This window comes from Paraburkholderia sp. BL6669N2 (assembly GCF_003387275.1).
In the GTDB taxonomy this organism is placed as follows: Bacteria; Pseudomonadota; Gammaproteobacteria; order Burkholderiales; family Burkholderiaceae; genus Paraburkholderia.
This window is the reverse complement of the sequence record NZ_QUNA01000001.1, coordinates 3,422,282-3,445,806: the sequence shown is the minus strand read 5'-3', so window position 1 is coordinate 3,445,806 and position 23,525 is coordinate 3,422,282. Positions and strand designations below refer to the sequence as shown.

19 protein-coding genes are annotated in these 23,525 nt (G+C 61.7%); 17 read left to right on the top strand and 2 right to left on the bottom strand.

Features of this window, described 5'->3' with window-relative positions; all coding sequences use genetic code 11:
- The first annotated feature begins 61 nt into the window (after positions 1-61).
- The 9 genes from atpB (at position 62) to B0G80_RS15680 (ending at position 9,002) form a co-directional block, all read left to right on the top strand.
- On the top strand, positions 62-913 hold the full coding sequence (atpB, locus tag B0G80_RS15720) for a F0F1 ATP synthase subunit A (protein WP_106284871.1): 852 nt from the start codon (positions 62-64) through the stop codon (positions 911-913).
- An 88-nt stretch (positions 914-1,001) separates the two neighbouring features.
- Positions 1,002-1,271: a F0F1 ATP synthase subunit C gene (gene atpE, locus B0G80_RS15715; RefSeq protein WP_007180033.1), complete on the top strand. Its 270-nt coding sequence runs from the start codon at positions 1,002-1,004 to the stop codon at positions 1,269-1,271.
- 136 nt (positions 1,272-1,407) lie between these two features.
- On the top strand, positions 1,408-1,878 hold the full coding sequence (locus B0G80_RS15710) for a F0F1 ATP synthase subunit B (protein WP_106284870.1): 471 nt from the start codon (positions 1,408-1,410) through the stop codon (positions 1,876-1,878).
- A 2-nt stretch (positions 1,879-1,880) separates the two neighbouring features.
- Complete coding sequence (locus B0G80_RS15705; RefSeq protein ID WP_006050846.1) at positions 1,881-2,420, top strand: F0F1 ATP synthase subunit delta; 540 nt, start codon at positions 1,881-1,883, stop codon at positions 2,418-2,420.
- Between the two features lie 58 nt (positions 2,421-2,478).
- Positions 2,479-4,020, top strand: coding sequence for a F0F1 ATP synthase subunit alpha (gene atpA, locus B0G80_RS15700; RefSeq protein ID WP_116118562.1), 1,542 nt, complete (start codon positions 2,479-2,481; stop codon positions 4,018-4,020).
- 139 nt (positions 4,021-4,159) lie between these two features.
- A complete protein-coding gene (gene atpG / locus B0G80_RS15695; protein ID WP_106284868.1) occupies positions 4,160-5,044 on the top strand; it encodes a F0F1 ATP synthase subunit gamma in 885 nt (294 codons plus the stop codon).
- 102 nt (positions 5,045-5,146) lie between these two features.
- Positions 5,147-6,541 carry a F0F1 ATP synthase subunit beta gene (atpD, locus tag B0G80_RS15690; RefSeq protein WP_116118561.1) on the top strand — a complete coding sequence of 465 codons (1,395 nt, stop codon included), beginning with the start codon at positions 5,147-5,149 and terminating at the stop codon, positions 6,539-6,541.
- 69 nt (positions 6,542-6,610) lie between these two features.
- Positions 6,611-7,036 (top strand): F0F1 ATP synthase subunit epsilon, encoded by a 426-nt coding sequence (locus tag B0G80_RS15685; protein ID WP_012434800.1) that lies wholly within the window; start codon positions 6,611-6,613, stop codon positions 7,034-7,036.
- A 235-nt stretch (positions 7,037-7,271) separates the two neighbouring features.
- Positions 7,272-9,002 carry an AMP-binding protein gene (locus tag B0G80_RS15680; protein WP_116118560.1) on the top strand — a complete coding sequence of 577 codons (1,731 nt, stop codon included), beginning with the start codon at positions 7,272-7,274 and terminating at the stop codon, positions 9,000-9,002.
- Between the two features lie 888 nt (positions 9,003-9,890).
- On the opposite strand, the gene B0G80_RS15675 is transcribed toward B0G80_RS15680, so the two are convergent.
- Positions 9,891-10,688 carry a transporter substrate-binding domain-containing protein gene (locus B0G80_RS15675; protein ID WP_116118559.1) on the bottom strand — a complete coding sequence of 266 codons (798 nt, stop codon included), beginning with the start codon at positions 10,686-10,688 and terminating at the stop codon, positions 9,891-9,893.
- A gap of 218 nt (positions 10,689-10,906) precedes the next feature.
- On the opposite strand from B0G80_RS15675, the gene hemE reads away from it, so the two are divergent.
- From hemE to B0G80_RS15655, 4 genes are all read left to right on the top strand, one after another.
- Positions 10,907-12,007 (top strand): uroporphyrinogen decarboxylase, encoded by a 1,101-nt coding sequence (gene hemE / locus B0G80_RS15670; protein ID WP_116118558.1) that lies wholly within the window; start codon positions 10,907-10,909, stop codon positions 12,005-12,007.
- Between the two features lie 465 nt (positions 12,008-12,472).
- On the top strand, positions 12,473-14,719 hold the full coding sequence (locus B0G80_RS15665; protein WP_181919958.1) for a primosomal protein N': 2,247 nt from the start codon (positions 12,473-12,475) through the stop codon (positions 14,717-14,719).
- Positions 14,720-14,889: 170 nt separating this feature from the next.
- Positions 14,890-16,311, top strand: coding sequence for a YeiH family protein (locus B0G80_RS15660; protein WP_116119673.1), 1,422 nt, complete (start codon positions 14,890-14,892; stop codon positions 16,309-16,311).
- Positions 16,308-16,556 carry a hypothetical protein gene (locus tag B0G80_RS15655; RefSeq protein ID WP_258878891.1) on the top strand — a complete coding sequence of 83 codons (249 nt, stop codon included), beginning with the start codon at positions 16,308-16,310 and terminating at the stop codon, positions 16,554-16,556. Before B0G80_RS15660 ends, B0G80_RS15655 begins: the two co-directional genes overlap by 4 nt.
- A 124-nt stretch (positions 16,557-16,680) precedes the next feature.
- On the opposite strand, the gene B0G80_RS45845 is transcribed toward B0G80_RS15655, so the two are convergent.
- Positions 16,681-16,851, bottom strand: a complete 171-nt coding sequence (locus B0G80_RS45845) for a hypothetical protein (protein ID WP_181916799.1) — start codon at positions 16,849-16,851, stop codon at positions 16,681-16,683.
- Positions 16,852-17,175: 324 nt separating this feature from the next.
- On the opposite strand from B0G80_RS45845, the gene putA reads away from it, so the two are divergent.
- From putA to B0G80_RS15635, 4 genes are all read left to right on the top strand, one after another.
- The gene (gene putA, locus B0G80_RS15650) at positions 17,176-21,105 is read left to right on the top strand and encodes a trifunctional transcriptional regulator/proline dehydrogenase/L-glutamate gamma-semialdehyde dehydrogenase (protein ID WP_116118556.1); all 3,930 of its coding nucleotides are present in this window, start codon (positions 17,176-17,178) and stop codon (positions 21,103-21,105) included.
- 87 nt (positions 21,106-21,192) lie between these two features.
- Complete coding sequence (locus B0G80_RS15645; protein WP_116118555.1) at positions 21,193-22,341, top strand: branched-chain amino acid ABC transporter substrate-binding protein; 1,149 nt, start codon at positions 21,193-21,195, stop codon at positions 22,339-22,341.
- 197 nt (positions 22,342-22,538) lie between these two features.
- Positions 22,539-22,838 carry a hypothetical protein gene (locus B0G80_RS15640; protein WP_106284861.1) on the top strand — a complete coding sequence of 100 codons (300 nt, stop codon included), beginning with the start codon at positions 22,539-22,541 and terminating at the stop codon, positions 22,836-22,838.
- Between the two features lie 8 nt (positions 22,839-22,846).
- Complete coding sequence (locus B0G80_RS15635) at positions 22,847-23,467, top strand: hypothetical protein (RefSeq protein ID WP_116118554.1); 621 nt, start codon at positions 22,847-22,849, stop codon at positions 23,465-23,467.
- The last annotated feature ends 58 nt before the right edge of the window (positions 23,468-23,525 follow it).

Sequence of the window (23,525 nt, the reverse complement as noted above, 5' to 3'; positions counted from 1 at the left end):
TACAGCATTGCTGCGGGAACGGCCTAAGACGATTTTCGACAATTTGGGTGGCATTAACGATATGGCAGCTAGCGAAGGCACGCGCGCTCTGGATCCGTCCGAGTACATCGCGCACCACTTGCAGAACTTTTCCACCGCACACCAGACGTCGATTTTCGACATTCACGTCTGGAATCTGGACACCCTTTTCTGGTCGATCGTTTGCGGTCTGGCCACGATCCTGATTCTGCATCTCGCTGCCCGCAAGGCAACGTCCGGCGTGCCGGGCCGTTTCCAGTGCGCGATCGAAATGCTGGTTGAAATGGTCGAGGATCAATCGAAGTCGATGATCCACGGCACGCGCACCTTCATCGCGCCGCTGGCGTTGACCGTGTTCGTCTGGGTTGCCCTCATGAACTCGCTCGACTTCATCCCCGTCGATCTGCCGGGCCGCGTGATCGGTTGGCTGGGTCTGTCGGAAGTCATCCCCCATCACCGCATCGTGCCGACCGCCGACCTGAACGGCACGCTCGGCATCGCACTCGGCGTGTTCGCGCTGATGATTTACTACAACTTCAAGATCAAGGGCGCAGGCGGCTTCGTACATGAATTGCTGTCCGCTCCGTTCGGTGCGCATCCGCTCCTGTGGATCCCGAACCTTGCATTGAACATCATCGAGTTCGTCGCAAAGACGGTCTCGCTCGGCATGCGGCTGTTCGGCAACATGTACGCGGGCGAACTGTTGTTCCTGCTGATTGCCCTGCTCGGCAGCATGTGGGGTTTCGGCGCGGACGCGTCAGTGCTCGGCTTCATCGGCCACGTCATCGCTGGCACGGTTTGGGCGATCTTCCACATCCTGATCGTTCTGCTGCAAGCATTTATTTTCATGATGCTGACGCTGGTGTACATCGGCCAGGCACACGACAGCCACTAATCGCGGCTTGTCGAACGACGTTTTAGTTTTGTTTCATTTAAATCCCAGTTCCAACCAGTTCTAAAAGACTTTTCACAAAGGAGTGATCATGCAAGCTTTCATCGCCAACATCCAGGGTCTGACCGCCATCGGTATCGGCATCATCATCGGCCTGGGTGCAATCGGCGCCTGTATCGGTATCGGCCTGATGGGCGGCAAGTACATCGAAGCATGTGCACGTCAGCCGGAACTGATGAACCCGCTGCAAACCAAGATGTTCCTGCTGGCTGGTCTGATCGATGCGGCGTTCCTGATTGGCGTTGGTGTGGCAATGCTGTTTGCGTTCGCGAACCCGCTGCTGTCGAAGCTGGCAGGCTGAGGTTCCTCGGAAGTTTGCGCCTGAGCTATAACTAGTGAGGGCGCAGGGCGGAACGGGCACTCGGGCGCTGATCGAACAGAATCGATGAGCGCCTTGCCGTTTCACTTTCCGAACTAGCAACGTTTAAGGAAACACCGTGAATCTCAACGCAACCCTGTTTGCGCAAATGGTCGTGTTCCTGATCCTCGCGTGGTTCACGATGAAGTTCGTGTGGCCGCCGCTGATCAACGCCCTCGACGAGCGCTCGAAGAAGATTGCTGACGGTTTGTCGGCTGCTGAAAAGGGCAAGGCAGAACTCGAAGCCGCTCACAAGCGCGTCGACCAGGAACTCGCTCAGGCACGCAACGACGGTCAGCAACGTATTGCTGACGCAGAAAAGCGCGCTGTGGCAGTCGCTGACGAAATCAAGGCTCAAGCACAGGCTGAAGCCGCTCGCATCATCGCGCAAGCGAAGGCCGACGCGGACCAGCAAGTCGTGAAGGCGCGCGAAACGCTGCGCGGTGAAGTCGCCGCACTCGCTGTGAAGGGCGCTGAACAGATCCTGAAGCGCGAAGTCGACCAGGCAGCTCACGCTGACCTGCTGAATCAACTGAAAGCCGAGCTCTGATCATGGCCGAACTTGCAACCATCGCCCGTCCGTACGCAGAAGCGCTGTTTGGCGTGGCCGAAGCTGGTGACATCGCCGCCTGGTCCACGCTCGTGCAGGAGCTGGCACAGGTTGCGCGTCTGCCCGAAGTGCTGTCGATCGCCTCGAGCCCGAAAGTAAGCCGCGCCCAGGTCAGCGAACTGCTGCTGGCCGCGGTCAAGTCGCCGCTCAAGGACAACGCGCAAGCGAAGAATCTGGTGCAAATGCTGGTGGACAACCATCGTCTGCAATTGCTGCCGGAAATTGCTGTGCAGTTCGAAGAGTTGAAGAACGCCCGCGAAGGGGCGGCCGATGTGCTGATCGTCAGCGCATTCCCGCTCGAAGGCGCGCAGTTGAACGACCTCGTCGCAAGTCTCGAACGCAAGTTCAAACGCAAGCTGAAGCCGACGGTCGAGATCGACTCGTCGTTGATCGGCGGCGTGCGCGTGACGGTCGGCGATGAAGTGCTCGATACCTCGGTCCGCGCGCGGCTTGCCAGCATGCAAACGGCTCTGACGGCCTGAAGCGCCTTATGCGCTGAAGCGGCTGGCACGCAACAGAATTGACTATCAGGAGCGAATAATGCAACTCAATCCCTCTGAGATCAGCGAGCTGATCAAGAGCCGGATCCAGGGCCTTGAAGCGAGCGCAGACGTTCGCAACCAGGGCACTGTGATCTCCGTGACCGACGGTATCGTGCGTATTCACGGCCTGTCGGAAGTGATGCAGGGCGAAATGCTCGAATTCCCGGGCAACACCTTCGGTCTCGCACTGAACCTCGAGCGCGACTCGGTCGGCGCCGTGATTCTGGGTGAGTACGAACATATTTCGGAAGGCGACATCGTCAAGACGACGGGCCGCATTCTCGAAGTGCCGGTGGGTCCGGAACTGCTCGGCCGCGTGGTCGACGCACTCGGCAACCCGATCGACGGCAAGGGCCCGATCAACGCGAAAAAGACCGACGCAATCGAAAAGATTGCTCCGGGCGTGATCTGGCGTAAGTCGGTTTCGGAACCGGTCCAAACCGGTCTGAAGTCGATCGACGCGATGGTGCCGGTTGGCCGTGGCCAGCGCGAGCTGATCATCGGCGACCGCCAGTGCGGCAAGACCGCAGTCGCAGTCGACGCGATCATCAACCAGAAGGGCAAGAACCTCTTCTGTATCTACGTCGCGATCGGCCAGAAGGCTTCGTCGATCATGAACGTGGTGCGCAAGCTGGAAGAAACCGGCGCGCTGGAATACACGATCGTCGTGGCCGCTTCGGCTTCGGAATCGGCTGCCATGCAATATCTGGCACCGTACGCCGGCTGCACGATGGGTGAATACTTCCGCGACCGCGGTCAAGACGCGCTGATCGTTTATGACGATTTGACCAAGCAAGCTTGGGCATATCGCCAGATTTCGCTGCTGCTGCGCCGTCCGCCGGGCCGTGAAGCGTATCCGGGCGACGTGTTCTATCTGCACTCGCGTCTGCTGGAGCGTGCTGCTCGCGTGTCGGAAGACTACGTCGAGAAGTTCACCAACGGCGAAGTGAAGGGCAAGAGCGGTTCGCTGACGGCACTGCCGGTCATTGAAACGCAAGCCGGCGACGTGACCGCATTCGTTCCGACGAACGTGATCTCGATTACCGACGGCCAGATCTTCCTGGAAACCGACCTCTTCAACGCAGGTATCCGCCCGGCAATTAACGCCGGCGTGTCGGTGTCGCGCGTTGGTGGTGCGGCTCAGACGAAGGTCGTGAAGAAGCTGTCGGGCGGTATCCGTACCGACCTCGCGCAGTACCGTGAACTGGCTGCGTTCGCGCAGTTCGCATCGGACCTCGACGAAGCCACCCGCAAGCAACTGGAGCGCGGCCGCCGCGTGACGGAACTGCTGAAGCAGCCGCAATATCAGCCGCTGCAAGTGTGGGAACTGGCTGTCGCGCTGTTCGCAGCGAACAACGGCTACCTCGACGATCTGGAAGTTGCGCAAGTGCTGCCGTTCGAAAAGGGCCTGCGCGACTACCTGAAGACGAAGCACGCTGACCTGATCAAGCGCGTCGAAGACACCAAGGAACTCTCGAAGGACGACGAAGCCCTGCTGCACACGGCTCTCAAAGACTTCAAGAAGTCCGGCGCTTATTGATCCGCGAGTGACCCGCAAGGCATAAACGGACCTTGAAGCGGCGCGGGCCGCAGGCAACTGAACCCGCGCTGCTTCGATCGCTTTGCATGGGACCCGAGTAAGCGCTGAAGCGCTAACTCGGGCCGACAAGGAGCAAGCAATGGCTGGAATGAAGGAAATTCGCGGCAAGATCAAGAGCGTGCAAAACACGCGCAAGATCACGAAAGCGATGGAGATGGTGGCCGCATCGAAGATGCGCCGCGCTCAGGAGCGCATGCGCGCTGCTCGCCCGTACGCCGACAAGGTCCGCGATATCGCTGCGCACATGAGCCGTGCGAACCCGGAGTATCGTCACCCGTTCATGGTGTCGAACGAAGGCGCGAAGGCGGCCGGCATCATCCTCGTCACGACTGATAAAGGTCTGTGCGGCGGTATGAACACCAACGTGCTGCGCGCGTCGCTGCAGAAGTTCAAGGAACTGGAAGGCCAGGGCAAGACGATCGAAGCAACTGCGATCGGCACCAAGGGTCTGGGTTTCCTGAACCGTTTGCGCGCCAAGGTAGTGTCGAATGTCGTGCATCTGGGCGACACGCCGCATCTGGAAAAGCTGATTGGCGCGGTGAAGGTGCAGCTCGACCTGTACTCCGAAGGCAAGGTTTCGGCGGTGTACCTCGCGTACACGCGCTTCGTCAATACGATGAAGCAGGAGCCGGTGATCGAGCAACTGCTGCCGCTGTCGGCAGACCAGTTCGAGCGCAAGGAAGAAGACGGCACGACGCCGAGCACGCAGTGGGACTACATCTACGAGCCGGATGCGCAGGCAGTGGTGGACGAACTGCTGGTGCGTTATGTCGAAGCGCTGGTCTATCAGGCCGTCGCGGAAAACATGGCATCGGAACAGTCGGCACGCATGGTCGCGATGAAGGCCGCTTCGGACAACGCGAAGACGGTCATCAACGAACTGCAGCTCGTGTACAACAAAAGCCGTCAGGCCGCGATCACGAAAGAACTGTCGGAAATCGTCGGTGGCGCGGCGGCAGTCTGACCTTGACGGTCAGGCACGCCGCTTCGTGTGCGCCTTCGCGGCGCACCCCATCGAAACTGCGCCTTTGCGCGAGTGAAGAATTGAGTATCTAAAGGAAAAGCGATGAGTACTACTGCTTTGGTAGAAGGCAAGATCGTACAGTGCATCGGCGCGGTGATCGACGTGGAATTCCCGCGTGACCACATGCCGAAGATTTACGACGCGCTCATTCTCGACGGTTCGGAACTGACCCTCGAAGTCCAGCAACAGCTGGGCGACGGCGTCGTCCGTACCATCTGTCTGGGTGCATCGGACGGTCTGCGCCGCGGTACGACGGTGAAGAACACTGGCAAGCCGATCAGCGTGCCGGTCGGCTTGCCGACCCTCGGCCGGATCATGGACGTGCTGGGTCGTCCGATCGACGAAGCCGGCCCGATCAACTCGGACGTGGTTCGCGGTATTCACCAGAAGGCTCCGGCGTTCGACGAGCTGTCGCCGTCGACGGAACTGCTCGAAACCGGCATCAAGGTTATCGACCTGATCTGCCCGTTCGCCAAGGGCGGTAAGGTGGGCCTGTTCGGTGGCGCCGGCGTCGGCAAGACCGTGAACATGATGGAACTGATCAACAACATCGCTAAAGAACACGGTGGTTATTCCGTGTTCGCCGGTGTTGGCGAGCGTACCCGTGAAGGGAACGACTTCTATCACGAAATGAAGGACTCGAACGTTCTCGACAAGGTCGCGCTGGTGTACGGCCAGATGAACGAGCCGCCGGGCAACCGTCTGCGCGTCGCGCTGACCGGTCTGACGATGGCTGAGCACTTCCGTGACGAAGGTCTCGACGTGCTGTTCTTCGTGGACAACATCTACCGTTTCACGCTGGCAGGCACGGAAGTGTCGGCGCTGCTCGGCCGTATGCCGTCGGCAGTGGGCTATCAGCCTACTCTGGCTGAAGAAATGGGTAAGCTGCAAGAGCGTATTACGTCGACCAAGACCGGTTCGATCACGTCGGTTCAGGCCGTGTACGTCCCTGCGGATGACTTGACCGACCCGTCGCCGGCTACGACTTTCGGCCACCTGGACGCAACGGTTGTGTTGTCGCGTGACATCGCTTCGCTGGGTATCTACCCGGCAGTCGACCCGCTCGATTCGACCTCGCGTCAGATCGACCCGAACGTGATCGGTGAAGAGCACTACTCGATCACGCGCGGCGTGCAGCAAACGCTGCAGCGCTACAAGGAACTGCGCGACATTATCGCGATTCTGGGCATGGACGAACTGGCGCCGGAAGACAAGCTCGCCGTGGCGCGCGCTCGTAAGATCCAGCGTTTCCTGTCGCAGCCGTTCCACGTCGCTGAAGTGTTCACGGGCTCGCCGGGCAAGTACGTGCCGCTGAAGGAAACGATCCGTGGTTTCAAGATGATCGTTGACGGCGAGTGCGACCACCTGCCGGAACAAGCGTTCTACATGGTCGGCACGATCGACGAAGCCTTCGAAAAGGCCAAGAAGATCCAGTAAAGGTCGGGTGTATAGAAGCGGGCGCCGGCCAATGTCGGTGCCCTCGAGTTACGCTCACCAGGAGTCGATATGGCAACCATTAAAGTAGACGTCGTCAGCGCGGAAGAGCAGATCTTCTCGGGCCAGGCGAAGTTCGTCGCGCTGCCGGGCGAAGCAGGTGAACTCGGTATTTTGCCGGGCCACACGCCGCTCATCACGCGGATTCGTCCGGGTGCGGTGCGCATCGAAGCTGAAAACGGTGAAGAAGAGTTTGTCTTCGTCGCCGGCGGCATCCTCGAAATCCAGCCGGGCGCTGTGACGGTTCTCGCCGACACGGCTATTCGCGGCAAGGATCTCGACGAAGCCAAGGCTGAAGATGCACGCAAGCGTGCGGAAGAAGCGCTGCAGAACACGGGTTCGAACCTCGAATACGCGACCGCGCAAGCGGAACTGGCGTACGCGACGGCTCAGCTCGCTGCGATCCAGCGCCTGCGCAAGCTGCGCGGTCAGAACTAAGCATTACGTATCAGAGAGAAAGCAGCCTTCGTGGCTGCTTTTTTTTTGACCTCGACTTGACGTTAACGGAAAGGTAAGCAAAATTGTGTTTTCGTGGCAATCGTCGCCACGCCCGGGCGGTTCGGCAATGCGGTGCGGGTAACACTTGATGCCGGACCGACACACGCCGGTGGCACAATCGATTTCAAATTCATTTCAACAGACGAGCTTCCGCTGAGCTCACGGAGACAACACCATGGCAACGCATGTGTCAGGCGAAGGTGCACTGATCGAACCCAAAGACGGGCTGTCATATGTCCGCGGGTCGACCGACATTCCGCTGAGCGAAGCGACGGTCGGCCGGTTTCTGCGCGATACCGCGGCACGCTTTCCGGATCGTCCGGCCGTGGTGTTTCGCGAGCAGCGGATTCGGTGGACCTGGAGGGAGTTCGCTGACGAAGTCGACATTTTGGCGGCAGGGCTGCTCACACTCGGTATTGCGAAGGGTGACCGTGTGGGCATCTGGTCGCCGAATCGCGTGGAGTGGCTGCTGACCCAGTTTGCGACCGCGCGAATCGGCGCCGTACTGGTCAACATCAATCCAGCCTATCGGCTCGCGGAGCTCGAGTACGCGCTGAATAAGGTTGGCTGCAAGGCGATCATCGCCGCCGAGCGCTTCAAGGCGTCTATGTACCTGGAGATGCTGCAGGAGCTCGCGCCCGAACTGGCCACGCAGGCGCCCGGTGAACTTCACGCGGCAAGGTTGCCCGAGTTGCGCTACATGATTCGCATGTGCGACACGGAAACGCCCGGCATGCTGACCTTTTCCGACGTGATCGAGCAGGGACGCGCGTCGCTCGACGTGGCCAGGCTCGACGCGATCGGCGCGACGCTCTCGTGCCATGAGCCGATCAATATCCAGTTCACCAGCGGCACGACAGGCAATCCGAAGGGCGCAACGCTGACCCACAGCAACGTGGTGAACAACGCGCGCTACATTGCCATGGCAATGCGGCTGAGCGAGCAGGACGGCTTATGCATTCCGGTGCCGCTGTACCACTGCTTCGGCATGGTGCTGGCGGTGCTGGCGTGCGTGTCGGTCGGCGCCAATATGGTATTTCCAGGCGAAGGCTTTGACCCGGCCGCGACGCTGGCCGCGGTCGCGGAAGAGAAGTGCACTGCGTTGCATGGTGTGCCGACCATGTTCATCGCCGAACTCGATCATCCGAACTTCGCCACCTACGACTTCTCGCGCCTACGCACCGGCATCATGGCGGGCTCGCCTTGCCCGATCGAGACCATGAAGAAGGTCGTTTCCAGAATGCATCTGAGCGAAATCACCATCGCCTATGGCATGACGGAAACCAGTCCGGTCTCGTTCCAAAGCTCGACGACCGACCCGCTCGACAAGCGCACGACAACGGTCGGCCGCATCCAGCCGCATCTCGAAGTGAAAATCGTCGATCCTCTCGGCGAGATCGTGCCGGTGGGCGAAACCGGTGAGCTTTGCACGCGCGGGTATTCAGTGATGCAGGGGTATTGGGGCGACGAGGCGAAGACGCGCGAAAGCATTGTCGATGGCTGGATGCATACGGGCGACTTGGCGACGCTCGACGCCGAAGGTTACTGCAACATCGTCGGCCGTCTGAAGGACATGCTGATTCGCGGCGGCGAGAACATCTATCCGCGCGAAATCGAGGAGTTTCTGTTCCGCCACCCGAAGATCCAGAGCGTGCAGGTGTTCGGCGTGCCCGACACAAAGTACGGCGAAGAGGTGTGTGCGTGGGTCGTATTGCGCGCTGGCGAGCAGGCGACAGCCGAAGAGATCCAGCAGTTCTGTCAGGGACAGATTGCGCACTATAAGGTGCCCAAATACATCCGTTTCGTCGACGAACTGCCCATGACGGTGACCGGCAAGGTGCAGAAGTTCATCATGCGCGAGCGGATGATCAGCGAATTGAAGCTGCAGGAAGACAAGACGGCGTGAAACTCAACGGCTGGTCCGCGCGGCAACGTCATTGCGCGACCCGGCTCAGCCGATAGGGCATGAGGGACAAACCAAGTGGAACCAATCGTTTGCCGTACAAGTCGCTAAAAGCCGCGAACGTGCCCGAAACGGCGCGCTACCGCACCGCGCAAACGTTTGGCCAGACGAAAAAAAAGCGGGCCTGGAGCCCGCTAAAAACCACACGCTACGGGGTTAGCGCGAGGAGACCAAAGAAGGAACCGACTGAGACGACGACCCTACGTCGACTACGGCCCCAGCAGGGATGCCCCTTCACAGGGCTTCGGCATAGGCCGACCGGCAAGTGCATCGTATCCGCTCACACCACGCACACAGCCACATCCGTGTTGAAACCGTTGAGGGCATTGTGGGCGAATTAATCTACGAGCGCGGTAACAAAGTGTTTCAGGTTGTAACGCCCGCCAGATAAGGCGCTGCAGGACATATTGCCAAAAAGCGACGATTTAAACGCAATTTTTACCGATGACTCAGTCGCAATTTCATACGCATGATTGATGCTATTCGCGAAGCATAATGCGGCGTAATCCGTTAAGTCGATGCCGCATGAAATGGTTGCACGTTCATCTTTTGGACGAATGACTCCCGGTCTTGCCGGTGCTGGCCAGCAGTCACAAACTTCTGCTATCCAACGTACGCAGTCGCATTGCGTTGCAGCATCCGTACGGACACGCAATTAGGGCGCAAAGAATGCGTTCGCAGCGAGCTGCGATGGCGCTATTTTTTAGGTTTTACTTAAAAGCGCCCCGTAAGTTACATGATTGGCGCGCGAGCGTGATCATTTGGCGTTTCTCGACCGCCGCTGTCTTACAGTGAAAAAAGAGAACGAGGGCGGCCAAGAAATGCTTCAGGCTACTTCAACCACTTGTCCGAAATGGCTTGATACTCGCCCGTCGCTCGCGCAAGGTGCAACCACTGGTTGACGTATTGCTGAAACGACACATCGCCACGCGGCAGCAGCCAAGCCTTTTCACCATACTGGAAGGGTTTGTCCGGGTGAACCGAGCAAAGGCCGGGGTTTAGCTTCTGCTGTAGCAGGGTCTCCGACGCGTCCGTCACCATCACGTCCGCTTTGCCGGCGAGGATCTGCTTGAAGATCGTCACGTTATCCGGATAGACGGTCAAGTTCGCACGCGAAAAGTACTGTTTCGCGAAGCGCTCGTTGGTACCGCCGGGATTGACGATCACGCGTGTCGCCGGTTGGTCGATCTGGGCGACGGTTTGATATTTGTTGACGTCGTCGCACCGAACGATCGGCGTCTTGCCGTCGACCATGTAGGCCTCCGTGAAAAACGCGCGCTTCTGCCGCTCGAGGGTCGGCGACACACCGCCGACGCCCACGTCGCACTTGGCGACAAAGTCGTTCATCAGATTCGGCCAAGACGTCTTGACGTACTCCGTCTTGACGCCGAGCGACTTGGCGAGCGACTCGGTCATGTCGATGTCGATGCCTTCAAACTGCCCGTCCGCCTTGTAAAACGAGTACGGTTTGTAGTCACCCGTCGTGCACGCGCGCAGCGTACCGCGCGCGAGAATTTCGTCGAGTCGCGAGGGCGTTGCGGGTGTGGCGCTGGTCTGTGCCCCGGCCACGCCTGCGTGCATCAAAACGCCGGCCAGTGCGCCGAGCAGTGCGAGTGCTACCTTGTTCATCGAGTCTCCTTGGTTGTATGTAATTGTCTGGTAAGTCCGTTGGATGATAGCCCGGCAATTCGCGCTTGAACATTGGCCGTTCAGCCAGGTCACGACGCCGCGGCCAGCCCGCGGAAAACCGGCCGCGAGCGGCGCGTCCAACAGTTATTGGCCGGATCAAGCACGATGCGGCGAGCCGGCTCCGGTAAAATGCCCCTTTGCCCTCAGTCGTACGCAACGTGGCCCATAAACTCCTGAACGACACTTTCCTGCGCGCGCTGCTGCGCCAGCCGACCGACTACACGCCGATCTGGCTGATGCGGCAAGCTGGCCGCTACCTGCCGGAATACAACGCCACGCGTGGTCGCGCGGGCAGTTTCCTCGGTTTGGCGAAGAACCCGTCGTTCGCGACAGAAGTCACGTTGCAGCCGCTCGAGCGTTATCCGCTCGACGCCGCGATCTTGTTCTCGGACATCCTCACTGTGCCCGACGCCATGGGCCTCGGCCTCGAGTTCGTGACCGGCGAGGGTCCCAAGTTTGTTCGCCCGGTTCGCACGGAAGACGACGTCGCACGGCTCGCCGTGCCGGACATCGACGCCACGCTGCGCTACGTGACCGACGCCGTGCGCGAAATTCGCACGGCGCTGACCGACGCGCAAGGCCGTCAACGCGTACCGCTGATCGGCTTTTCGGGCAGTCCGTGGACGCTCGCGTGCTACATGGTCGAAGGCGGCGGGTCGGCGGATTTCCGCACGGTCAAGTCGATGCTTTACGCCCGTCCGGACCTGATGCACCGCATTCTCGACATCAACGCGCGCTCAGTCGCGGCGTATCTGAACGCGCAGATCGAAGCCGGCGCACAAGCCGTGATGATTTTCGACACGTGGGGCGGGGCGCTGGCAGACGGTGTGTATCAACGTTTCTCGCTGCACTACATCCAGCAGGTGGTAAGTCAGCTGAAGCGCGAGCATGACGGCGAGAAAGTCCCGGTCATTACCTTCACGAAGGGTGGTGGCCTGTGGCTCGACGAGATCGCCGAAACCGGCGTGGATGCGGTCGGCCTCGACTGGACGGTCAACCTGAGCAAGGCACGCGAACGCGTAGGCGGGAAGGTGGCGCTACAGGGCAATATCGATCCCTCGGTGTTGTTCGCGCCACCGGCTTCGATCCGCATGGAAGCTCGTGCGGTGCTCGACAGCTTCGGGAACCATCCCGGCCACGTGTTCAATCTCGGCCACGGTATTTCGCAATTCACGCCGCCGGAGAATGTCGCTGAGCTGGTGGACGAAGTGCATCGTCATAGCCGGGCGATCCGCAGCGGCGCTCATGCACCGGCCTGAAGCCGTAATCGTTACCATTTTTTGTTGCATTGCAGCGAACTGGGCTCTCGGTCTAAGGGCAAATTTGCAGCTAACAGGCCGTCAGATGGCGGTCTTGCGAAAGTCAAGACTTGACTTATGCACATTCATCACGCTGCGGCGCGGTAGAAGCTTTAGTCGTGTCCTGGCCCTTGCACTTTGCAGGCGCATTTGATCTAAGCCTTGTCTGGCAAGGGTTTCCCGGGTTCGTGACAGACTGTGCGGAATCCCACAGAAGGCCGCTGCGGCGCGGTTCCCGGGCCGTCCGGGCAAAGTTCTCAACAAAGTTATCCACAGGCACGCGGACCGATTGCAATTGTTCAGCCGAATCCAAAACTTAGCGCCGAAATTGAAGTTTTACTTTAACTTCTACGGATTCGCCGTCTGCTCGATGGACCTCGCGATGTGGCATCGTGTCGCGCTCGTTCCTCCGACCGCTGCTGACGCGTGAGCGACGTGTTCGTCCGCGTCGCGCTCGACCATCCGCTGCCGACTCTGTTCGACTACCGCTGCGACACGCCTGAGCCTGTCGCGCTGGGAAGGCTGGTCAGCGTGCCGTTCGGGAAACGCCACGTCGTGGGGCTCGTCTGCGAAGTGACCGCTCACAGCGACGTGCCGGCCGATCGTCTTCGCTCGGTGAGTGGCGTGTGCACAGCTTGCCCGCCGGTGTCGTCGGAATGGCTGAAGCTGGCCGCGTTCGCCGCCGACTACTACCAGCGTGGTCTCGGCGAGGTCGCATTGCCCGCATTGCCGCAGGCGCTGCGCGATGCGTCGCGCTGGTCGCGTCTGTTCGCGCCGGAAGAGCGCTACAGTCTCACGCCCGCAGGCCGCGCCGCATTGCCCGATGCCCTGCCGGCGCGGGCGAGCGCGCTGCGGAAACTGGCGCAGGCGTTGGCCGGGACCGAGTTTGTGCTTGCCGCCGATGCTCGCGCGCTGCACCCCAAAGCAATGGCAACGCTCGACGCGTGGCAGGCGGAAGGCTGGATCACGCTGAACATCGTCGAGGCCGCGGCGGCGTTGGTCACGGTCGCTTTGCCTGGCGCGCCCGCGCCCACGCTACCCACGCTCACGGACGAGCAGGCGGCCGCCGTCGAGGCCATCCGCGATGCCGACGGTTTTGCGCCGTTCCTGCTGCACGGCGTGACGGGCAGCGGCAAGACAGAGGTCTATTTGCGCGCGCTCGCGGAGATTCTGGCCGCAAAGCCCGACGCTCAGGCGCTCGTCCTCGTCCCTGAAATCAATCTGACGCCGCAGTTCGAAGCGGCCTTCCGCGCGCGTTTCGCCGCGCTCGAGGGCACGTCAATCGTCACGCTGCACAGCGGCCTCGCGGAAGGCGAGCGCGCCCGCAACTGGTTCGCCGCGCACACCGGCCGCGCGCGGATCGTGCTCGGCACGCGGCTGGCGGTGCTGGCCTCGCTGCCGAAGCTCGCGATCATTGTCGTCGACGAGGAGCACGATCCGGCCTACAAGCAGCAGGAAGGGCTGCGCTATTCGGCACGCGACCTGGCGATCTATCGCGCCAAGCAACTCGGCTTGCCGGTCGTGCTGGGTTCGGCCACGCCGTCGCTGGAGAGCTGGTGGCAGGCCGACCAGGGCCGCTACAAGCGGCTCACGTTGTCGCGCCGTGCCGTCGCCGAGGCCGTATTGCCGACCGTCAAACTGATCGATCTGGAAGAGGAGCGGCGGCGCGGGCGGGCATCGGTGGAAGGTTTGTCGGGGCCGCTGATCGCAGCGTTAAAGGCACGGCTCGAACGCGGCGAGCAAAGCCTCGTGTTCCTGAACCGCCGCGGTTATGCGCCGCAGCTTGCCTGCGATGCCTGCGGTTGGGTCGCCGGTTGTCCACGTTGCAGCGCGTATGTCGTGCTGCATAAGCCCGAGCGCGCGCTGCGCTGTCACCACTGCGGCTGGGAAGCGCGCATTCCGCGTTCGTGCCCGGAGTGCGGCAACGTCGATATCGCGCCGATGGGCCGTGGCACGCAGCGCGTCGAAGAGACGCTGGCGGGCGCGGTGCCCGGCGCTCGCATCTTGCGCATCGACGCCGACAGCACGCGCCGTAAAGGCAGCGCGCAGGCGCTGTTCTCCGACGTCCACGCGGGCGAAGTCGACATCCTCGTCGGCACGCAGATGATCGCCAAAGGCCACGACTTTCAGCGCGTGTCGCTGGTCGGCGTGCTGAACGCCGATACCGCGTTGTTTTCCCACGACTTCCGCGCGAGCGAACGGCTTTTCGCGCAACTGATGCAAGTGAGCGGCCGCGCAGGCCGCGCGGGTTTGCCGGGCGAAGTGCTGGTGCAGACGCGCTATCCGCGCCACGCGCTTTATCACGCGTTGGGCCGCCACGACTACGTCGGCTTCGCCAACTCCACGCTGGCCGAACGACGCGACGCCCATTTGCCGCCGTTCGTCTATCAGGCCTTGCTGCGGGCGGAAGGCCGCACGCTCGAAGCCGCGCTCGCCTTCCTGCAACAGGCGGCGGCCGAGTTGACCGGCATTGCGGCTGCCGATCGTGTGACCGTCTACGACGCCGTGCCGCTCACCATCGTCAAGGTGATGCACGTGCACCGCGCGCAATTGCTGATCGAGAGCGCGTCGCGGGCCGCCTTGCAGGCCACCTTGCGTGCGTGGCAGCCGCTGCTGCGCGGCCTGAAAGGCGTGCTGCGCTGGAATCTGGAAGTCGATCCGCTCGACATCTAAGGCGCATCGCCGGGGCGACGCCGCCGTTACTTCTTTCGGTCATATTCTTAGAGCGAATGGTCGTTTCGTTTTGCGACGCCGCTCGCCTATATTTCGCCGAATCGGCGCACTTTCGGGCAAAACTCCAACACTCCGGCGCCGAGGCACCTCAACTTCCTCGGGGCATGGCGATGAGCGATACGAATCCAGCACTACAACCCGCCGCGGCGCCGACGAACCGGCCTGGCACGCACGGGGGCGGGCTTTTTTCCACTGAAGACTGGTGGGCGGTGTGGGTCGGCCTGCTGGTGATCGTGGTCGCCTGGGCGCTGTTCGCGTCGGGCAGCAGCATCAAGTGGCTGGCGGTGGCGCCGGCCAAATGGTCGAGCGTGGCGCAGGCCGCGCAGGACGTCGGCAAGCATTTGCCGAACTATGCCGCGCTGTTTATAGCGTTCGCGCTGCTCTTCGGCGTAAGCCTGGCGGCGCTCAAACAGCGGGTCGGCGCCTTCCTGGCGTCGTTCCTGATTCTGTTCATCGCGTCGGCGCTGATTTTCACGCTCGGCGCGTGGGTGAACGCGTCGAAGTACAACCTCGAGCCGCCGCTCGTCGCGCTGGCGCTGGGCCTGCTGATCTCGAACGTGTTCACGCTGCCTGAATGGTTTTCGGCCGGCTTGCGCGTCGAGTTTTATATCAAGGTCGGCATCGTGCTGCTCGGTGCGACGTTGCCGTTCACGTTGCTGGTCTGGGCGGGACCGGTTGCGGTCGGGCAGGCCACCATCGTCTCGCTCGTCACGTTCTTCGTGATCTTCTTTGCCGCGAAAGCGTTCGGCCTCGACCGGCGTTTTGCCGCTGTGCTCGGCGTCGGCGGCGCGGTGTGCGGCGTCTCGGCGGCCATCGCGATTGCTGGCGCAGTGCGCGCCAAGCGCGAGCAGGCGTCGGTGGCGATCACGCTGGTGGTGCTTTGGGCGATCGTGATGATCTTCGTATTGCCGTTCGCATCCCGCTCGCTCGGCCTGTCGACTGCAGTCGCCGGCGCGTGGATCGGGACGTCTGAATTCGCCGACGCCGCCGGCATCGCGGCCGCTCAAGCGTACGGCGACTTTGCGAAACACGCGGGCGGCGCGATTGCCGGCGCGCCGGAGGCGTCGTTGCAGGCGTTCACGCTGATGAAAGTGGTCGGCCGCGATATCTGGATCGGCATCTGGGCGTTCGTGCTGGCGATCGTCGCGACGACGCGATGGGAATCGCAGGATAGCGGCGTCAAAGCCAAGGCCAACGCCGGCGAGATCTGGGCGCGCTTCCCGAAGTTCGTGATCGGTTTCGTGATCGCGTCGGCGCAGTTGACGTGGATCGCCAGCCACTATTCGCTGGCCGATTACCGCAAAGTCGTGACGCCCGACTTCGTCGCGCCGATCACGGCGTTGCGCACGTGGGCGTTCACTTTCTGCTTCCTGAGCATCGGGCTGACCACGCGCTTGCGCTCGCTCACTGCAACCGGCCTGAAGCCGTTCCTCGCATTCACGGTGGGCGTGGTGGTCAATATCGCCATCGGTTACGCGCTGTCCGCGCACGTGTTCGCGCCGTACTGGAATAGCTTGGGGCAGGGCTCATGATGGGGCGCACGGTCCGCGTCGACAGCACAGCGCTGGCGCGCGATGAAACGCACGCGCCGTGCTGCGCGGGCTGCCGGCATCGCGCTGAGAATCGGGACTCGTTGGAGCAGGGCATTCCGGGTCTCGCCGTGTTCGGTTCCGCATTCGGCGCGAGCGTGGCGAACAGCCGGCTCTGCCGGTTGCACGACCAACTCGTCTCGCCCGGCGACAGTTGCGCGCGGTTCGAACCGGTTCGTCAACATTGACGCGCGCCTAAGCCAGCCGCGGCGTCGAGCCCGGCGGTGCCAGCGTTCCGCCAGCGCGTCAGCCGAAGATAGTCCTCGCTCTGTCCGGCACGGAACGCCGGACGCGCCCATTCACTTGTTCAGTTCACTCGTTTAACGCCGTCCGCGCGTCGCCCACCGATGCGCGCGACGCCGCGGGCACGTGTTCCTCGTCGGGCTCGCGCCTGCCTGGGCCACTCGTCGCGCCGCGCATGAACAACACCGCGCAAGTCGCGCACATCGCCCAGATGCCCAGTATTACCAGCCACTTTTCCATTTCACCTGTCCTCGCCTGTCTTTCTAAAACCCCGTACCGTTTTTTTGTGCGTGCCCGGAGGCCGCGTGCCGCTATGTTCCGTATAACGGCGCGCCGACCCGTTCTGATAAGGGTAAATGCAAAAAGAATCACGCCAGGGAAAGTACTAAGCGCAACCACTGCGCCAGCGGCCAGCGCCATCTGGCGCAAACCCTCGCCGCACAAGGCTCTCAGTAGGGTGCAACCATGCGCCGAACATGGTTGCACCTTTTTATTGGGAGGCGTACGATTCGCCCAACTTTTAGTCTTTCCCAGCGCATTCGTTTGGTATCCGAAGAAGGAAACATGGCTAGCACCACCCTTGGCGTCAAGGTCGACGACCTCCTGCGTTCACGGCTGAAAGATGCCGCTACCCGTCTTGAACGCACTCCGCACTGGCTCATCAAGCAGGCCATCTTCGCGTACCTCGAAAAGATCGAGCACGGTCAGTTGCCGCCCGAACTGTCGGGCGTGACGGGCTCGGCGGATCTCGCCGACGGCGTCACGGTCGAGCAGGAAGAAGACGGCGCATCGCACCCGTTCCTCGAGTTCGCACAAAACGTGCAACCGCAATCGGTGCTGCGCGCGGCGATCACGGCCGCTTACCGTCGTCCCGAGCCGGAATGCTTGCCGTTCTTGGTCGGTCAGGCTCGCTTGCCGGCCAACCTCGCGGGCGATGTCCAGACAATGGCCGGCAAGCTCGTCGAAACGCTGCGCACCAAGAGCAAGGGCGGTGGCGTCGAAGGTCTGATCCACGAGTTCTCGCTGTCGAGCCAGGAAGGCGTGGCGCTGATGTGCCTCGCCGAAGCGCTGCTGCGCATTCCCGATCGCGCCACGCGCGACGCGCTGATCCGCGACAAGATCAGCAAGGGCGACTGGAAATCGCACATGGGCCAGGCGCCCTCGATGTTCGTCAACGCGGCGACCTGGGGCTTGATGATCACCGGCAAGCTGGTGACGACCAATAGCGAAACGAGCCTCTCGTCGGCGCTGACGCGTTTGATCGGCAAGGGCGGCGAGCCGCTGATCCGCAAGGGCGTCGATATGGCGATGCGCCTGATGGGCGAGCAGTTCGTGACGGGCGAGAACATCTCCGAGGCGCTGGCCAACAGCCGCAAATACGAAGCGCGCGGCTTCCGCTACTCGTACGACATGCTCGGCGAAGCGGCCACCACCGAAGCCGACGCGCAGCGCTACTACGCGTCGTACGAGCAGGCGATTCACGCGATCGGCAAGGCTGCCGGCGGCCGTGGCATCTACGAAGGCCCGGGCATTTCGATCAAGCTCTCCGCGCTGCACGCACGCTACTCGCGTTCGCAGCAGGAACGCGCGATGAGCGAACTCCTGCCGCGCGTGCGCTCGCTCGCGATTCTCGCGCGCCGCTACGACATCGGCCTGAACATCGACGCCGAAGAAGCCGACCGCCTCGAAATCTCGCTCGATCTGCTCGAGGCGCTATGCTTCGATCCAGACTTGGCCGGCTGGAACGGCATCGGCTTCGTGGTGCAGGCATATCAGAAGCGTTGCCCGTTCGTGATCGACTACATCATCGATCTGGCGCGCCGCAGCCGTCACCGCATCATGGTGCGCCTCGTGAAGGGCGCGTACTGGGACACCGAAATCAAGCGCGCGCAAGTGGACGGCCTCGAAGGCTATCCGGTGTACACGCGCAAGATCTATACGGACGTCTCATACATCGCTTGTGCGAAGAAACTGCTGAGCGCGCCCGACGCGGTCTATCCGCAGTTCGCCACGCACAACGCGCACACGCTCTCGGCGATCTATCACCTCGCGGGCAACAACTACTACCCCGGCCAGTACGAGTTCCAGTGCCTGCACGGCATGGGCGAGCCGCTGTACGAGGAAGTCACCGGCCGCGACAAGCTGAACCGTCCGTGCCGCGTGTACGCGCCGGTCGGCACGCATGAAACGCTGCTCGCGTACCTCGTGCGCCGTCTGCTGGAAAACGGCGCGAACACGTCGTTCGTGAATCGCATTGCCGATGAAAGCGTCGCGATCAAGGACCTGATCGCCGATCCGGTCGACGAAGCCTCGAAGATCGTGCCGCTCGGCGCGCCGCACGCGAAGATTCCGCTGCCGCGCAATCTGTACGGCGCCGAGCGTCTCAATTCGATGGGCCTCGATCTGTCGAACGAGCATCGGCTGGCGTCGTTGTCGTCGGCGTTGCTGGCGAGCGCGCACCATCCGTGGCGCGCCGCGCCGATGCTCGAGGACAACGAGATCGCCGTGGGCGTGGCGCGCGATGTGCGCAATCCGGCGGATCATCGTGACCTCGTCGGCACGGTCGTTGAAGCGACCCCGGAACATGTGAGCGCCGCGTTGGCGCATGCCGTCGCCGCGGCGCCGATCTGGCAAGCCACGCCGGTCGAAGCGCGCGCCGATTGCCTCGCGCGTGCCGCCGATCTGCTCGAAGCGCAGATGCATACGCTGATGGGTCTGGTGGTGCGTGAAGCCGGCAAGTCGCTGGCCAACGCCGTCGCGGAAATCCGCGAAGCGATCGACTTCCTGCGCTACTACTCCACGCAGATTCGCGACGAGTTCTCCAACGACACGCATCGCCCGCTCGGTCCGGTGGTCTGTATCAGCCCGTGGAATTTCCCGCTGGCGATTTTCATGGGCCAGGTGGCCGCGGCACTCGCTGCCGGCAACACCGTGCTCGCGAAGCCGGCCGAACAGACGCCGCTGATCGCCGCGCAAGCCGTGCGCATTCTGCGCGAAGCCGGCGTCCCGGCGGGCGCAGTGCAACTGCTGCCGGGCAATGGCGAAACGGTCGGCGCTGCGTTGGTGGCCGATCCGCGCACTCGCGCGGTGATGTTCACCGGCTCGACTGAAGTGGCGCGTCTGATCAACAAGACGCTCTCGAGCCGCCTCGATCCGGACGGCAAGCCGATTCCGCTGATCGCGGAAACCGGCGGCCAGAACGCGATGATCGTCGACTCGTCGGCGCTCGCTGAGCAGGTGGTCGCGGACGTGCTGCAATCGTCTTTCGACTCCGCCGGTCAACGCTGTTCCGCGCTGCGCGTTCTTTGTCTGCAAGACGATGTCGCCGACCGCACGCTGGAGATGCTAACGGGTGCGATGCGCGAACTGGCAATGGGCAATCCGGACCGCCTGTCGATCGATGTCGGCCCGGTGATCGACCTCGACGCGAAACGCAGTATCGACGCGCACGTCGCGACGATGCGCGAGAAAGGCCGCAAAGTCGAGCAATTGCCGATGCCCGACGGTTGCGCGCAAGGCACCTTCGTTCCGCCGACGCTGATCGAACTGGACAGCATCGACGAACTGAAGCGCGAAGTGTTCGGTCCGGTGCTGCATGTGGTGCGTTACCGCCGCAGCCAGCTCGACAAGCTGCTCGAACAGATTCGCACGACGGGCTACGGCCTCACGCTCGGCATCCATACGCGGATCGATGAAACCATCGCTCACGTGATCAGCCGCGCGCACGTCGGCAACATTTATGTGAACCGCAATGTGATCGGCGCGGTGGTGGGTGTGCAGCCGTTCGGCGGCGAAGGTTTGTCGGGCACGGGTCCGAAAGCGGGCGGCGCGCTGTATTTGCAGCGCTTGCTGGCGACGCGTCCGGCCGGTTTGCCGAAGTCGCTCGCGCAGGCATTGGTCGTGGATGTACCGAAGGCAGCCGAAAACAGCGACAATCCGTCCGCTGCATTGACGGCCTATCGCGATTGGTTGATCGCCGAACAACAGCCGGTGCTGGCCGCGCGCTGTGACGGCTATCTGTCGCATGTGCCGGCGGGCGCCACCGCGGTACTGTCGGGACCGACTGGCGAGCGCAACACGTACACGCTGGGCGCGCGCGGCACGGTGCTGTGTATTGCGTCGACGGCGAGCGGCGCGCGCGTGCAGTTTGCCGCGGCACTGGCTACCGGAAATCGCGCGTTGTTCGAAGGCGCGGCGGGTGAACAACTGGTGGCGCAGTTGCCCGCGTCGCTGAAGTCACATGCGAGCGTGAAGAAGAGCGCCGATACACCGTTCGACGCCGTGCTGTTCGAAGGCGATAGCGACGAGTTGCTGGCGCTGGTGAAGGAAGTCGCGAAGCGTCCGGGCCCGATCGTGTCGGTGCAAGGCGTTGCGGCAGGCGCGCTGGAAAGCGGCGACGAGGATTACGCGCTCGAGCGTCTGTTGACGGAACGCTCGGTCAGCGTGAATACGGCAGCAGCAGGCGGTAATGCGAATTTGATGACGATCGGTTGAGCGAACCTCATTGATCTTTTCAAAAAGAAGGAAGCGGTACGGCGACCCCGAAACCGCTCCATCCACACCTGGTACCAAGGAGAAGCTATGCAACACAAGATGAAACAGCTGGCAGGCGCTGCACTGGTTGCAGCGATGTCGCTGGCGGGGACGGCCAATGCTCAATCGACGGAAGATGTGAAGGTCGGCTTTGCCGGCCCGATGACAGGCGCGCAGGCGCACTACGGCAAGGACTTCCAGAACGGCATTACGCTGGCAGTGGAAGACATGAACGCGACCAAGCCGGTGATCGGCGGCAAGCAAGTCCGCTTCGTGCTGGACTCGGCCGACGACCAGGCCGACCCGCGCACCGGTACGACGGTTGCACAGAAGCTGGTGGATGACGGCATCAAGGGCATGCTCGGCCACTTCAACTCGGGCACCACGATTCCGGCTTCGCGCATTTACGCGAACGCGGGCATCCCCGAAATCGCCATGGCGACGGCGCCGGAATACACGCAACAAGGTTTCAAGACCACGTTCCGCATGATGACGTCCGACACGCAGCAAGGTTCGGTCGCCGGCACGTTCGCGGTGAAGACCTTGGGCATGAAGAAGATCGTGATCGTCGACGACCGCACGGCTTATGGCCAGGGTCTGGCTGATCAGTTCGAAAAGGCGGCGAAGGCAGCGGGCGGACAGATCGTCGATCGTGAATACACGAACGACAAAGCAGTCGACTTCAAGTCGATCCTGACCAAGCTGAAGGCTGCTCAACCGGATCTGATCTACTACGGCGGCGCGGATTCGCAAGCGGCACCGATGGTCAAGCAGATGAAGGCACTGGGCATCAAGGCGCCGCTGATGGGCGGCGAAATGGTCCACACGCCGACGTTCATCCAGATCGCGGGTGACGCGGCGAACGGCACGGTGGCATCGCTCGCCGGCCTGCCGCTGGAAGAAATGCCGGGCGGCAAGGACTACGTCGCGAAGTACAAGAAGCGTTTCAACGAAGACGTGCAAACGTACTCGCCGTACGCTTACGACGGCGCAATGGCCATGTTCGACGCCATGAAGAAGGCGAACTCGACCGATCCGGCCAAGTACCTGCCGGTGCTCGCGAAGACCTCGATGCCGGCGGTGACGTCCGCGAATCTCGCGTACGACAGCAAGGGCGACTTGAAGAACGGTGGTATTACGCTGTATAAGGTCGTCGATGGTAAGTGGACGACGTTGCAGAGCGTGGGTGGGAAGTAAGAGATTTGCCTGCTTTGACGTTGTGAAGGAAACCCCGCTTCGGCGGGGTTTTTTGTTGTAAGTTGCCGTTCATCCAGCTTGCGGATTTTGGTCTACCGGACCTTCTCCCAAAAAAAATTAATCGACAATTTCTCGAGATGGTGAGCGCTCTCCACCAAGGATTTATTACGAGAGTTGTCGTATAATGGGAGGTGCGGTTGTCGATTCCGAGCAAGTACAAGGAGGTGAAGCGGACGGTTATTGCCGCGCTTCGATCCGGCCAGTTCCAGCACGAAGCGCGCTCCGGCATTAACGTAAAGAACCTTCTGGCGACGGGGCGAGTGACCGCCGAATTCGTCGAGGTGCTCGTTGCCAGAAGCAACGGCACGCAGTACAGCTCGTCACCGCACCACAGCGTTGCGTCGATCGATGTGCATGTCATCGAATCAGGCGGCTGGTACGTGAAGTTTTACTTTGTGAGCGATCCAGACACCGTGTTTATCAGCGTGCATCAGTGAGTGAAGCCATGAAGATGAAACTGTATGAGGACGGTGAGAAAAGTAAGGCGGTTTGTCACCATTGCAAACAACTCGTAAGCACAACTTTTGCGCGGCGCGACGTACCGTTTAGCGACGGCAAAGGTGAGGTGAAGAATATCCTCGCGGCGGTGTGCGACGTGTGCGGAAACGTGGTGGCTGTCCCGGCGCAATCCACACCGGCCGTGCGGGAAGCGCGACGCAAGGAAGTCCGGCCGATCGAGGCGCAATTGCCGGCCATTTATCTGGATGTGCTCGACCTAGCTGCTTATATTGTCGACAGCACCAGTTCAACCGAATTCCGAAAGGTCCTGATGATCCTTTATCTGCATCGGTTTGCTTCTGGCGAGTTCCCGCGAGCCCTGCTGATCAAGGCCCATCGCGCCACGTCGGAACGCTTCAAGGAGCGCCGCGGTGAGGCTCGCCGCCGGCTTTCCATGAAGGTGACGCCACGTATCGTGGAAGACCTGAAGACGCTGATGCACGACACGACTTTGAGTCAGACGGAGGTCATCAAGTCGGTGATTTATCAGATTCATGCGGACGTCATTGAGTCGCGCAAACCTGAGCTGATGAGAGAACTCGGCGCGTTGTCGGTGGTTTATGCATAGCTGCCGTGCGCCCGAAACGCGACAAAGCCCGCGAATTACTTGTCGGGTGCCCGAAAAG